Source organism: Pseudomonas libanensis (assembly GCF_001439685.1).
Classification (GTDB): Bacteria; Pseudomonadota; Gammaproteobacteria; order Pseudomonadales; family Pseudomonadaceae; genus Aquipseudomonas; species Aquipseudomonas libanensis.
On sequence record NZ_JYLH01000005.1, the window covers coordinates 370,414 to 385,728 of the forward strand.

Annotated in this window: 4 protein-coding genes; 2 read left to right on the plus strand and 2 right to left on the minus strand. The window is 62.5% G+C overall.

Annotated elements, in window-relative coordinates; translation table 11 throughout:
* Positions 1-83: 83 nt before the first annotated feature.
* A complete protein-coding gene (locus TU73_RS10975; protein ID WP_057012190.1) occupies positions 84-1,505 on the minus strand; it encodes an amino acid permease in 1,422 nt (473 codons plus the stop codon).
* Between the two features lie 434 nt (positions 1,506-1,939).
* On the opposite strand from TU73_RS10975, the gene TU73_RS10980 reads away from it, so the two are divergent.
* On the plus strand, positions 1,940-5,035 hold the full coding sequence (locus tag TU73_RS10980; protein WP_057012191.1) for a transglycosylase domain-containing protein: 3,096 nt from the start codon (positions 1,940-1,942) through the stop codon (positions 5,033-5,035).
* On the opposite strand, the gene TU73_RS10985 is transcribed toward TU73_RS10980, so the two are convergent.
* Positions 5,022-9,659 (minus strand): hypothetical protein, encoded by a 4,638-nt coding sequence (locus TU73_RS10985; protein WP_057012192.1) that lies wholly within the window; start codon positions 9,657-9,659, stop codon positions 5,022-5,024. The two genes, TU73_RS10980 and TU73_RS10985, sit on opposite strands and share 14 nt — an antisense overlap.
* Before the next feature lie 133 nt (positions 9,660-9,792).
* Between TU73_RS10985 and TU73_RS10990 the strand changes: the two genes are divergently transcribed.
* A complete protein-coding gene (locus tag TU73_RS10990) occupies positions 9,793-14,859 on the plus strand; it encodes a dermonecrotic toxin domain-containing protein (protein WP_057012193.1) in 5,067 nt (1,688 codons plus the stop codon).
* Positions 14,860-15,315 lie beyond the last annotated feature (456 nt).

A 15,315-nucleotide genomic window follows, 5' to 3' on the forward strand; every position in this document is an offset into this window, starting at 1 on the left:
AGGTATGGGTAAACGGACCAGAAAAGCGATAACGCGGGCAGTCGAATACCCCCGCGTTATGCTCAAGCGCGTCGCGCAGGCAGTCACATGTCCTTAAGTGCCGCGCCTTCGCCCGCGTTGCTCGGTTGCAACTTGAACACGTAGAACAACACCGTCAACAGCACCAGGAACGCAGGCCCCACATACAGCGCCACGCGGGTATCCGGGAAGTACGCCATCAGCCCCACCACCAGCACCAGGAACGCCAACGCCAGGTAGGAACTGACCGGGTACAGCCACATGCGGTACTTGAGACCCGCCTGCTCGGCCGGGCTCAGGCCTTTACGGAATTTGAGCTGGGCCAGCAGGATCATCAGCCAGGTCCAGATCGCACCGAAGGTGGCGATGGAGGTCACCCACACGAACACCTGGTCCGGCACCAGGTAGTTGAGCAGTACGCCCAGCAACAAGGCAAAGATCGACAGCAGCAGCGCCTTGCGTGGCACGCCGTTACTGGACGTGGTGCCGAACGTCGCCGGCGCCTGGCCGTTCTGCGCCAGGCTGTAGAGCATGCGCCCGGTGCTGAAGATGCCGCCGTTGCACGAAGACAGCGCGGCGGTGATCACCACGAAATTGATGATGCCCGCTGCGGTCTTGATCCCCAGGCGCTCGAACGTCATGACGAACGGGCTGCCCTGGGTGCCGATTTCGTTCCACGGGTAGATCGACAGGATCACGAACAGCGCGCCCACGTAGAACAGCAGGATGCGCCAGAACACCGAGCCGATGGCGCTGGGGATGGTCTTTTGCGGGTTGCGCGCCTCACCGGCGGTGAGGCCGATCATCTCCACGCCCAGGTAGGCGAACATCACCATCTGCAACGACATCAACACACCCTGTACGCCGTTGGGCATGAAGCCGCCGTGGGCCCACAGGTTGGAAATGCCCAGCGCCACGCCGTCGTTACCGAAGCCGAAGGCAATAATGCCGACGCCGCCGATCACCATGGCAATGATGGTGACGATCTTGATCAGTGCGAACCAGAATTCGAACTCACCAAAGGCCTTGACCGCGATCAGGTTGATGGTGCCCATGCTGATCAGCGCCGCCAGGGCCCAGATCCAGCGCGGCGTATCGGGAAACCAGACGCCCATGTACACCGCCACGGCGGTAATTTCCGCCACGCAGGTCACCAGCCACAGGAACCAGTAGTTCCAGCCAGTGAGAAAGCCTGCCAGAGGGCCCAGATAATCTTGTGCGTAACGGCTGAACGAGCCGGCGACGGGGTTATGCACCGCCATTTCGCCGAGGGCGCGCATGATCACCAGGATCGCCAGGCCACCGATGATGTACGACAGCATGATCGCCGGGCCGGCCATTTCGATGGCCTTGGCCGAGCCAAGGAACAGGCCGACACCGATACAGGCGCCGAGCGCCATCAGGCGGATATGCCGCTCACCGAGTTCGCGTTTGAGCGGGCCGCCTTGAGCGGTCTCGCCAGGGGGCAGTGGTTTGCCGACAGGCATAGGAATACAACCTCGTTTTTATTGGAGTTAGCCACCAAGTCTTCGGCATGCAGGCGGATGGGCCTGTACACCGGCTTGACCGGGTCTGCCTCGTGGGCAGAGCCGCCTGGCCGTGGTCATCGGCCGGGTCAGCGGGCATGCAGTATAAAAAGCTACCGTCAGGGCTTTTCACTCAATAAACAGCAATATTTGGCGATAAGCCCCGATAAAAAGCCAATCGACGGAGGGCTTCGCCAAGCGTCTAGATCGGCCCTCATGGCGCAAAACGGCGCAGAGTATTACATATCGGCACTGCGCCTGAGACTTCAACCGCTCACATCGACGTCATCGTTCGCCTCCCTCCTCGAAAAACCTCAGCGCGCCTCGTAGCACCAGCAATCAGCGTCTACGCTTCACACAGGTCCGATCAATCTGCCGGCATGGATCAATCGACTATGGGCGCTTTGTGGCAAACCGATCCGAACAAGGCTGAAGTCGATCCCGACGGCCCATCACCCGCGCCTTTGCCGAAAAAACCCACCCCAAGCCGCCCCTGGCGCCGGTTGTTCTGGCTGATTGGGTTAATGGCACTGCTTGCCCTGGGTTATGCAGCCATGCGCGAGGCGCAGACCGCCCATTGGCAGTCGCGCCTGCTCAGCCAGTGGGCGTCCCGTCTGACCTACACCGTGGCCCCCGGCGCCAGCGACGCGATTGTGTATCCCGGCGCCGGCCCGTTTGACCGGCGCCTGGGCTACAGCGCTCTCGGCGAGTGGCTGCCACGCCTGCTCAAGCGAAACTATGTGGTGCAATCCCAGGCACGGTTCTCCGAAGCGCTGATGGACTACAGCCGTCACGGCCTTTTTATTCCCTATGCGGAGAAAATACAGGCTGGGCTGTCCATCACCGATTGCCGCGCCGCACCGCTGTATCAGTTCAACTACCCTACCCAGCTGTATAAACGTTTCAGCGACATTCCAGGGCTGATGGTCCACAGCCTGCTGTTCATCGAAAACCGCGAGCTGCTCGACCCCGACCCACCCCAGGCCAACCCGGCTGTGGACTGGCCGCGCTTTGCCAAGGCCGCATGGTCGCAGGTTGCGCGCCAGTTGCATCTACCGGGGCAAACGGCAGGCGGCAGTACCCTGGCGACACAGCTGGAGAAGTACCGTCACTCGCCGGACGGCCTGACCCTGTCGGGCAGCGAGAAGCTGCGCCAGATGCTGTCCGCCAGCGTACGCGCCTACCAGCAAGGCCCCAACACCCTCGCCGCGCGGCAAAACGTGGTACGCGACTACCTCAACAGCGTGCCCTTGTCGGCCGTGCCCGGCCACGGCGAAGTGCATGGCATGGCCGAGGGGCTGCGCGTGTGGTACGGCGCCGACTTCACCCAGGTCAACCAGGCGCTGGCCGATCCCACGCAGACGCCGGCCAGCCTGGCGGCGCGCGGCCTGGCATTGCGCCAGGTACTGTCACTGATGATCGCCCAACGGCGCCCCTCCCATTACTTGACCAACGGTCGCGATGAACTGGCGCAACTCACCGACAGCCACCTGCGGCTGCTGTCCCGGAACGCCGTTATCGACGCCGCGCTGCTCAAGGCCGCCCTGGCCGCCCATGTCACCTACCGCGACTGGCTGCAACAACCGACACTGCAACCGAACGACACCAACAAGGGCATCAGCGTCGCCCGCAGCCGCCTCGCAGCCCTGCTCAACCGGCCGCTGTACGACCTCGACCGCCTGGACCTTGCCGCCACCAGCACCCTGCAGGCCGAGCTGCAAAGCCAAGTCACCGGCTATCTCAAGCAATTGGCCGACCCCGCTTTCGCCGGTAAAACCGGCCTGCTCGGCGAACGCCTGTTGACCCCGGCCAGCACGCCTCAGGTGCGCTACAGCTTCACCCTGTTCGAACGGACTGCGGACGGCTCGCGCGTACGCGTGCAAACCGACAACACCGACCAACCTTTCGACATCAATGAAGGCAGCAAGCTGGAACTGGGCTCCACCGCCAAGCTGCGGGTGCTCACTACCTACCTGCAAATCATCAGCGAACTGCATGATCGCTACGCCGCGCAAGCGCCCGCCACGTTGAAAAAAGCTGACATTGCCGAGCAGGATCGCCTCAGCCGCTGGGCCGTCGACTACCTGGTCCAGGCCCCGGACAAATCCCTGGCCAGGATGCTCGAAGCGGCCCTCGACCGAACCTATTCGGCCAACCCCAACGAGGGCTTTTTCACCGGCGGCGGCATGCATTACTTCCACAATTTCCGCAGCCAGGACAATGGCCGCAACCCCACGCTGCGTGATGCTCTGCGCGAGTCGATCAACCTGCCGTTCATTCGCCTGATGCGCGACCTGGAGCGTTACGTCACCTACGCCGGCCCCAATAACAGCGCGCAGTTACTCAAGGATGACCACGACCCACGGCGTCAGGAATACCTGGCCAAATTCGCCGACCGCGAAGGCACCACGTTCCTGCTCAAGTTCTGGAAGAAGTACCAGAAGAAGGACACCCAGGCGCGCCTGGAAACCTTCCTCGACAGCCTGCACCCCACTGCCATACGCCTGGCGGCGGTGCACCGCTATCTGTTTCCCGAGGCCAACCCGGACACGTTCAAGCGCTTCGTACGCTCACACCTGATCAGCAGCAAACTCACCGACGAGCGCCTTGAGCGCCTGTACACCGACTACGGGCCCGGCGCCTATGACTTGCCCGATCAAGGCTATATCGCCAAGGTCCACCCACTGGACCTGTGGCTGCTCGGCTACTTGCTCAACCATCCGCAGGCCACCTTCAGCGAGGTGGTCAAGGCCAGCCAGTTCGAACGTCAGGAGGTATACAGCTGGCTGTTCAAGAGCCGTCATCAACGCGCGCGTGACAGCCGAATTCGCACCATGCTGGAGGTCCAAGCGTTCCTGGATATTCATCAGCGCTGGCAAGCGCTGGGCTACCCGTTCGACCACCTGGTGCCCTCCCTCGCCACCGCGATCGGCAGCTCCGGCGACCGCCCGGCCGCGCTGGCGGAACTGATGGGCATCATCCTCAACGACGGCGTGCGCGGCAAAGTGCTGCGCATCGACAGCCTGCACTTTGCCGCCGGCACGCCCTACGATACTCGCGTGGTCAACAGCCCCGATCCGGGTAAACGGGTGATGCCGTCCGAGGTCGCCAGCGCGTTGCGCGGCGCGTTATCCCAAGTGGTGGACGCGGGCACCGCCAAGCGTGTGTCCGGCAGTTTCATGTTGGCCGACGGCGCACCGATGGCCATGGGCGGCAAGACCGGCACCGGCGACAACCGCATTGCAGCGATGGGCGCCGGTGGGCGGGTGATCAGCTCAAAGTCGATCAACCGCACCGCGACCTTTGTGTTCTATCTGGGGGACCGTCACTTCGGCACCCTCACCGCCTTCGTGCCCGGCAGCCAGGCCCAGCAATTCACCTTCACCTCGGCGCTGCCGGTGCAAGTGCTTAAAGGTATGGCACCGATTCTGCTGCCGTACTTGCAGCCGGGCAGCCAGACCCTGTGCCGGCCGCAGGCTAGTCCACACTGAAAAACAGGCGCCGGGCAAACGGCCGGGTGATCTTCGCCCGGTCGATTTCCAGGGTCTGGCGCACACGCCCGGTCTGGCCGGTGCGCATGCGCGCGAACGCTTGGGCCTCGACCCTGGCCTGAGCCCGGCGCCCCAGGCGTTCCTGCTCGGGGCTTTTGAGGTGCGGGTCGCCCTCGTAGTGATCATCCGGACCTTGACTGCGCTTGTAGTGAAAGTGGGCGAAGCACAACGCTCGATTGATGTCCCGCGCATCGACGACCTTATACACCTGCAGATAATCATCGGCTTTGCCCTCGAGGCGAACGCGTGGGCCCTGGCGAAAAATTCGCACCTTATCGTGGCGGTGAAGAAAGTCGACATGCTCCTGGGTGGTGGGGCGTGCGAGCGTCGCTCTGATTCGAGCATCCAGCCCGGCGGCCTTCAAACGGTCCACTGCCAGGCGCAGCTCGCGTTCCATCGCCAATGCCTTGGCTTGTTGCGCAGCCAGCAGCCGGGTGGTTTCCATGCCCTGGCGCCGACGGACTATTGCCTCAGCGGTCCACAGACGCGTGTTGGCCTGGGCCTCGAGCAAGTATTCCAGCGAAGACACATCGTTGACGCGCTCGATCAGGGCCTCGACCTGCTGGATGGCTCTGGACTCGTCGTCGAGCAAAGCCTGGGCTTTTTTCATCAGGCTGCCGAGCTGTGCATCGGGCCTGGGGGCGGGCTTGATGGAGTCCCAAACGCCGTCCTGCGCCTCGGTGAATGAGCCGATGACCTCGCCGCCCGCCTCGTGCAGCTCGGCGGTCGCCGGCGCCTGCTGGGTGGCCTCGCGGATCTGCGCCACATACATATCCTGATTGCGCGTGCGGATGATTTTTTTGCGCCGGCTGCCCTGAGGCGCGGGCGCTGGAGAAGGGAGCGGTGGCGCCTGCTCGGGTTGCAGAAGGTCAGCCAGGTCCTTTTCGACCTCCTGATGCAGACGGGCCAGCAGCTCTTGAAGTTTCTGCAGGTAGCCCAGGTCGAACTTGTCAGGCTCCATGGCACGCCAAAACTCAATCTGATCGTCGGTCTGGGCATAGATGCCATCAACATGCTTGAGCAACTCGATACGCTCGGAGGGGGTTGTTTGTATCTGTTGCAAGTCCGCCAGGGTGCGACTGGCCCGGCGCGCACGGTTAACGGTTTCACTGACACTGTTGAAAAAATCATCACTCATCGCCGGGCCTGCGACATCAATGGAGATGCCCCACAGGGTGGTCAGTTGCAAGGATTGCAGGTCCCGTATCGAAGGGCGTGCGATTATAGCCAGCCCCTTGGCTTTATTCCGGCCCAGGCGTGGCACCCGGTTCAGTTCGTCCAGGTATCCGGCTTCCAGCGTCCGCACGCGAATGGCATTGTCCTGCACGGTCGCCAATTCGCGCATGATCATCCCCAGCTCGGCGTGATCCTGACGGTTGATATCCGACTCGGCCTCGTCTGCTGTCTCATCGCTGAGCCGGTCCAGCAACGGCCTGAGCCTGGCATTAAGCGTCGTTATATGGTGCCTGGAGTCGCTGTCCAACAAGCGCGCGGTCAGAATTACACTCTCCAGCGCGTCGCACAGTTTCTTTTCATAGTCAGGGCGAGGGGCCAGCTCGCGCATTCGCTTGAGTATTTCCAGTTCATTTTGCGCAGATGTGAATGTGTTGCTCATTTCCCGGGCATAGCGCTCCCATGCCTGGCTGCGCTGCTGCTCGGTGATCTGCCCGGCGGGCCGGTTCGCCAGGGTACGTGCCAGGCCCATGGCCGTAGTGGCGCGTGTATGGTTCGCCTTGGCTTTTTCGTACTCAACCTCGAGCGCCGCAAGGGTGGCCGGCGGCGCTTGGCGGGTACGTTCAAGGGCCTCGTCCGCGTTACCGCCGGCCAACCGCAGGCGCAGGTCAAAGTCCCATTGGCCACGTCCCACATGCCTGAGCCAAGGCCCAAGGGTGGCGCCGTCGGCGCTGACCACCCTGACCTTGCCCTGTTTGACTTGCACGCGATACAACGCGCCTTGCACCAGCGCTTGCCATTGCTGTGGAACCTGGGAAGTGTCGCGCAGCAACCCCCAGGTAGCGCCACGGGTCTCGGCATTTTCCAGGGTCGTCGGCCAGGGTTTGGCGAACGTCTTCAGGCGTAACGGCTCAAGCCGTGCACGCTGCTGCGCTGTGAGCACCTGCCGCGCATTGGCCCAACGCATCGGCGGCTGGAACGTCGCGGGTACGGGCACCGCCGTGAGCGGCAACACGCGGTGCGCAGCCTGCGCCGCCCCGACGCGCGCCAAAGGCGCAAACACCGGGTGTTCCAACGCCAGAGACTGGTGGGCATCCTCTGGCGCGGCTTGATGGGCGACAATCGCCATCAGGTTGGCGAATAAATCGGTGAGGGCTACGCTGCGCGTTTGCCCATCGCCACTGCTCAGGCCTTCGATATCGTGCTGTGCACTGTCCACCAACTGCACCAGCCCCCCCCCCAGTTTCAACGGCCCGTTGAGCAGCGGCAGCAGGGTATTGAACAACAACCAGCCGGCATTTTTCAGGCTGCGCCAACGCTGTTCGGCGTTGGACACCGACTGGCGGTCCGCCAGGGTCACCAAGGCGTTGGCGGTGGCGCTGAACACCTGATGTGCCGGGTCGCTGGTGACCACCTGCTTGCTCAGTTGGGCCGGCGCCGGTTTTTCATACACGGTGAATTCATCGCCCGGTAGAAAGCGGCGGATGTGCGGCTCGTTAAAGCCATTATTGGCATACACCGCCTGGCGCGAAGCCGCGATCCAGGCCAACACGTTGTCCTGTAACGCGCCAGGGGTCTTGATGGCGGTGAACAAAGCCTCCAGCGACGCATACTCCTGCAACGGCGGGCTGAACAAAGGCCGATATAACAGGTGCGGCCCGCTGTCGCCCTCTAACGGCCCGATGACGAACATATTGGCCGCCTCATCTGCACGGGCATGTTCCGAGGCCTTGAACGCCAACGGCCACAGCGCGACAGCTTGCCCCTGCACCGTGCGTTCGCCAGCGCTGGCCTGCAGGGCGGCCCGTACCCTCTGAAAGCCGCTCAAGGTCAAACCGTGCTCCCCCTTGATCTTCGACTCCAGGGCCAGCATCGGTAGTTGCACACGCAATTGCCGGCTGAACTGTTGTCGACGGCGAGTGGCCTCAGCGACATCGTCGATCAAGCTCTTTTTCAGCAAGGCAGGGTACACCTGCCCCACGTCCGCCTCATTCACACACTGCTTGATCCGCTCATAGGTCAGCCACGCCGGTGCCGCCGCCCCGCTGAGCGTGATGCGCTTGGCGGTGTGCGTGAAGCCGGCAAGGTTCTCCAGGGCCAGCTCGGTCAGTGTCAGCGTCACAGGTTCCACCTCCCCGGCGATGAACCCGCCCGGTACCGGCACTGGCGCGGCGATGATGCGTTCGAAGGTCAGTGAAACCTCGTCCAGCCGGATGGCTGTTGCACCGGGCTGCCTCTTCAGGCAGTGCTGCAAGCGACGTTCGGCGCAAGCCTCAATCGATTCGATGCCGTCGAGAAAAGAGCTGGCCCCGCTTTCATGCTGAGCCAGCACCCACTGCTGCAACAGGTGTGCATAGGCGATGCTGTCCTCGGCGCTCGCCTGGGCCAGCCACAACGGTAATGCCTGGCGCAAACGCTGCTGGCGCGTGCTCAGCTCGCCGATAAACCAGCGGCGCGGATTGGTGATGTAGGTCAGCAGCGCCGGATACTCTTCAGCCGTTCGCGGCACATTGCGCTGGATGCTGTCGATCTCCAACAGCTGACGTGCCAGGTAGCTCGCTGCCAGGGCATCGAACGGATCGCCCTGCACCTGTTGGGTGAACCATTGATCAGCCGCATCGGTGAGTGCCGCACTGGTGTACGCCGGTAGCCACGCGCCGATGTCGTCCAGGCTGTCGAGCACGTGAATGCCGCTGGCCGGGCTGAACAGCAGCGTGTTTGAAGCATGGCTGAGTACCAAAAGGGGTAGCATTTGCGCCTGCTCGCCGGTTTGTCCCGCCCCCAGCAGATGCACAGTGCGCAGCTGCAACGGGCCTTCCTGCGCATCCCATTGCGGATCGGGCCGTGACGGCCGTAACAGGGCTCGGGGAAACAAGGTGGCGAAACGCGCTGCGTCCATGCCGGGTGGCTTGGGTGAATCGTAGAGCAGCGCCATCAGGTGGTCGGACAGGGCTCCCCAGCGCACCCTATTGGCCGGTACAGATTCACGCCACCAGGTTTGCAGGCGCTGGGCATAGGAGGTCAAGAGCGCAGGGCCGCAATGGTTGATCAGCCTTTCCAGCTCGGCAAGCGTCGGCCCGCCGGGTGCGTAGACCTCGCGTACCCGGTGGACCACGACATGATAGTTCTCCACCAGCAAAGTCGGCCTGGCGTCTGCCAGGCGCTGCACCACAAGCTCAGGCAAGGATTGGTAAGTGAAGGAGGTATTGTCTGCGGTTGGCGTGGCCAGATAGAGCAGCCCGGCGGGCCAGAGTTTCGTCTGCTCATTCAGGTAGGCCTGGGCTGCCTCCTGCGCCACCGCCTGCAACGACGGCGGATCGCGAAACAGAGCCTTGATGTGCTCGATATGGGTTTGGCGCAGGGATGCTGAGTTTTGCGGAGTAGACGTCATGAGTGGGTCTCTCAATAGGATAGATCCCCGACGCTACAGGCTGTACGACGCTCGGTGTCGATAGACAGCTACCGCCCGGCAGGTCTCTGCGCAAGCCTAGTCTAGGCGCCCGAGCAACCACGAAAGACGCGCCATGACTGCACAGAACTCCTCGACCAACGACGACAAAGGCCAGCACTACGAACTGATCCGCACTGCCTTGCCCGACTGGATCAACACGCTGACCCCAGCACGTATCAGCGCCTTGAAAACCAGCCGAAAAAGCATTCCGGCCTGGTACAAAAGCACTTCACCTCTGCAGCACCAGCTACTCAAGACCGAGATGGCTGAATACTGGAAAACCCAGACACTCATCGACCGCAAACTGGTCCCCATCACCGACCTCAAGCGCTTTGCCGAACCCTTGTTGAGAGCTGCCCTGAAACGGCACCACAACCTCGACGTGGACGTACGCAGTACCTATCTGCGCCTGTATGCGCCAGCCACACAACCCTGGTGGGTCAAAGACTTCAGCGCAGGCGTGCGCAGCCGCACGGTATCGTTGCTGGACGCCGCACTGCATAACTTTGCCGACACCGAAACCTTCAGCGCCGACTCGCAGTTCATCACCCAGCCCGATGCCTTGGGCCACTTCGACGTGTTGCCGCTGGCCCGCACGCTATCGATCGCGCAGTTCAAGACCCTGGTGCGTAACCTGGACATTGGTGCCCAGTACCAGCAGCACCTTGAGGAGCACCTTGGCCGTACCGCCCCGGTGGTGGAAGGCGTGCTGCGCGCCCGGGTGGTGCTCAACCAGCAGGCCGCACTCAAAGTTGCCGCACGCATGGCGCTGGCCAAAGGCGACATCCAGGCCGAGGACCATGCCCTGATCAACGCGCTGATCGAGGGGCGTACGGACCTGACGCTCGATGGCAAGGCCGCGCACAGCCATGACCTGAGCCTGATGGATGCGACCTTGAGCGGTGTCGTACTGATCGCCGCCGACCTGGAAAACAGCCGCGAGGCACTGCCCGTTATTGCCTATGTGCCAGATGACCCACAGCACCCCTTGAAGCGCTATGCCTCAGCGCTCGAGTTCATGCAGGCCCTGACCCGGCAACTACGACAGCCCGACTACCAACCATTCTTCAGCCGGTTTGTCGAACATCAGTACCAAGGGCATTTCTTCAGTCAGTTGGGGCAGCGCTTGCATCGAGTGAAGTGGCATCCACATACGCCAGGCGACCCGCAGCCCAGCTGGCGCGAAGTGGCACTGGACAACCCCAACCTGCAGTTCAGCCTCAGGCGCGTGCGAGCGCCGCTGTGGGAGCACCTGTACACGCAAAAGCTCAACAAAACCCTCAACGATGCGCGTGAACTGGCGGTGTCCACCGCCTACGCCGACCGCATGGCGCGCTGGGCGTGGTGGGACAATCTGGAAAAAATCTTCTCCGACATCCTCAACGTGGCGTTGCTGGTGGTGACGCCGTTCGTACCGTTTTTGGGCGAGCTGATGCTGGCCTACACCGCGTATCAACTGGCCGACGAAGTGTTCGAAGGTCTGCTGGACTGGGCCGAAGGCCTGGGCGTCGAGGCCATTGAACATGTGGTCGGGGTGGCGGAAAACGTATTGCAACTGCTCGGATTCGGCGCTGCCGGGCAACTGGCCCACCTTAAGCTTTCGACCTTTGTGGAGGGGTTGAAACCTGTGACCCTGGCCGACGGAAAAACGCGTTTGTGGCATTCGGACTTGAGCCCCTATGAGCAAAAGAATCTGATCCTGCCCGCCGATGCGGCAGCCGACGCCCAAGGTTTTCACCACCACGCCGGCAAAAAAATCCTGCGCCTGGACAATAAACACTATGAGGTCAACCAGACGCCCGACTCCGACCAGCATCACCTTGTTCACCCGCAACGTCCGCAGGCCTATCGTCCCGAGGTAGTGTCCAACGGTCGCGGTGCGGTCGTGCTGGAGGGCGAGGAACCCAGGGCCTGGGACGACACACAACTGCTGCGCCGTCTCAATCCGCAGACCGCCACCTGGCCCGAGGCGCGCCTGCGACAGCTGCGCGATACCAGTGGCGTGGAACCCGGCGCATTACGCCACATGTACAGCGAAAACCTGCCCCCACCACCGCTGCTGGCCGACACTCTGGAGCGTTTCGAACTGCGCCGGCAGATCGAAACGCTCGCGGAACCAGGCGCCGACAGCGGCGACGCAGCGTATTGGTCGGCCGACATGCTCACGCGCATGGACGGCTGGCCCGGCGGCAAAGCCATCACGGTGTTCGAGGCCTCGGACCTGAGTGGCGAGCCGATCCGTCATGGCGCACTGCAAGCAACACCGCAACAGACACTGGCGATCAGCCGTGAAGACCTGCAGGCAGGTCGCCTGGCCCAGCGAGTGGTGGACTTTCTCGACGCCGATGAACTCACCGCCTTGCTCGGCGAGCCGTTGCCCGCCGATCCAAGCGTGCGAGCTCAAACGCTACGCGAGCAACTGAGCCGCTACGTGGCCTCGCGCAAGGGCGACATCTTCGAGCATCTTTACGGCTTCAAACGCCAGTCGAACAGCGCCCATGGCTTGCTGCTGCAACAACGCTTTCCCGACCTGCCCGACAGCCTGGCCCAAGCGATACTGGCCCAGGCTCGCCCCGCCGAAGTGCAACACATGGACCAGACGCAGCGTGTGCCGTTGCGCCTCAAGCATCAGGCCAGGGAGTTGCAGTTCGAGGCACGAGCCACACATGCTTATGAGGGTGTCTGCCTGGATGACGCCCCAACTCCCGACAGCGAACGCTTACTGCTCAATGCCTTGAAGATTCACAGTGACGCCTTCGGCCAGCTGCGCGTGAGCATTCGCGAGCAACTGCCCAACGGACAACTGCGTTGCCGTATAGGCCCCGACGACGCAAAGACACAAGCACTGCTGATCCGCATGGCGCCGGGACGCTACGCCCTTCACGGTTCAAGCGTCGAGAGCACATGGGATCTGTATGAAGCCGTGCTGCAGATACTTCCCCCCGATACCCTGGGCTTTGCCCCCGGCCAAGGTGAAGCCTTGCGCCAATGGCTCACGCGCACCCTGCAACCGCCAGCCGAACGCCGCGCCGTGCTGGCCGAACCACCGATCCTCAGCATCGCCCCTCCAGACACCGAGCACCTGCTGCAAAAGCCACTGTTCAGCGCACTGCGCCAAAGGCTGAGCCGCGGCCACGGTAATAGCCATGTTGAGGAGCGAATCAAGGCCCTGTATCCGACATTGACCGATGAGCAAGTGACGGACTACGCCCAGTCCTTCAATTCGGCCGAGGGGCAGCGCCTGCTGCGCACACTTGAAACCCAGAAGACAAACCTGCACAAGACTCTGAAAAAATGGCGGCACCTACCCGCTGCTGGCACCCGGCAGCGTCGGCCGGCACTGCCGGAGCAGCTGTTCAGAAAGCGCCTGAGCGCGCTGATACGCGAAAGCTGGGAGAACTCGGCCCTGGGCCATGACACGGATTTCGGCGAGCGCCGATTAGGCAGCGAACTGGACCTGCGCGGTGAGACCATCTACGGCTTTCTGCAGAACTTCCCTCAACTCGAAACTCCGTTGAACCACGTCACCAGCCTCAACCTGGCGGGGACCCACTTCACTGACGCCGATACCCCGTTCCTGCACAACTTTCCCAACCTGCGCAGCCTGGACATTACCGGCATGCGCCTGACCACCCTGCCCAATGCCATCGTCGGCATGCGCCGGCTCACGCACCTGGGCCTGGCGGAAAACCCGATCAACTGGCATGCGCAGAACCTGGAGCATCTCCAACAGTTGAACCATCTCAGGGTCCTGGTGCTTTCCCACAATGAACGTCTGATCACACCGCCGGACATCAGCCGCATGCCTGAACTGAAGGTGCTGGCGCTCAACAACACCGGCCTGAACCAATGGCCGCTGGGCCTTTTCGACCTGCCCCGTGCGCCGGACTTCCACTTGAACCTGCTGAACACCGCCATCACCCAAGTGCCCATCGTCGAGCCGGGCTCGGCGTCGGCGGAACTGGTCGCACGCACTCGCCTGGATCGCCAGAAGCTTGAGCTGGACGCCGAGGATCGAATGGTCAGCTACCGTCGTGCCGCCGGCCTGGACCCCTATCGCACCTACCCACCACGTGGCGAGCAGGACAGCCAATTCTGGCTCGGCCACCTGCCGACCGAACAGCGCCAGGGGTGGCAGGAAATCTGGGATGAGCTGGAGTGGGAACACGGCTCCCAGGGTTTTTTCGAGGTCATCAGAAGCCAGCAACAGCCAGCCCCCGAACTCGTCCAGACGCCGGATGACCTGCTGCGCTATCAGCACAACCTGGCGCAGCTGCGCATCAACGTGATGCGTCTGTTAAGGGCTGCCGACAGCGACGAGCCCACCCGCACGGCGTTGTTCAACCTCGCTGCCGAGCCCATCCGATGCGCCGATGCGGGTGCCCAATTGTTCAACGCCATGGGTGTGGAAACCCTCAAGCTCGAAGCTTCGCGCTTGCCCACCGCCCAGGCCCGGAGCAACGCGCTGGTGCTGCTCGCCAAACAAAAGGCGCGGCTGGACAAGCTCAATCAAATCGTCAAGCAGGACATCCAGACGCGCCTCACCACCCCCACCCGCAACGAGGACGGCAGCGAAGGCCCGCCCCTGCGGCTGACCACCGATATCGTCGACGGCGTACCCGGCACGCTGGACGAGGTCGAGGTGTACAGCGCCTACCAAACCGGTCTCAAGGCACGCCTGGGCCTGCCGTGGCTGGCCGACCACATGCTCTACCGTGAGACCGGCAATGTGCAGGCCAGGCAGTTGGTCAGTGCCTACAACAAAGTGATCGAGGATGAGCAAGGCGACGGGCTGGTAGAGCAGATGCTCGAGCAGATGTTCTGGAGCGATTACCTGCTTGAGGCCCACCCCGAGGCGTACCGACAGATCAAGTGCCAGCATGAACAGGCCAGTGAAACCATCGATGACTTGCGCCAGGCCCAGAACGCCTTTGCCGTAGCCGAAAAACAAGCGCAGGAACAACTCAGACAACGCTTGATCGAGTTGGCAGACACGCTCAACGTCCCCCATGAGCAAGTCCTGACCGGCGAACCCATGACCGATGAGGTGTACTTGAACCTGTTTCTCAAAAGCTTTCACAACGAGCAGGAACTGAGCCGACGCCTGACCCGCCAGGCCCTGATTGCCGCCGGGCTCTAACCTTCCACCGCAAACCAATGTGTGGCTGGCTGGCTTGCCTGCGATAGCGGTGGTTCAGTTAAAGATTCAGCGACTGACACTCCGCTTTCGCGGGCAAGCCCGCTCCCACAGGGGATCTGTGCCAGGCGTTGATTCTGTGGGCAATACATGACCAATGTGGGAGCTGGCTTGCCTGCGATGGCGGTGGTTCAGTTAAAGATTCAGCGACTGACACTCCGCTTTCGCGGGCAAGCCCGCTCCCACAGGGGATCTGTGCCAGGCGTTGATTCTGTGGGCAATACATGACCAGTGTGGGAGCTGGCTTGCCTGCGATGGCGCTGGTTCAGTTAAAGATTCAGTGACTGACACTCCGCTTTCGCGGGCAAGCCCGCTCCCACAGGGGATCTGTGCCAGGCGTTGATTCTGTGGGCAATACATGACCAATGTGGGAGCTGGCTTGCCTGCGATGGCGGTGGT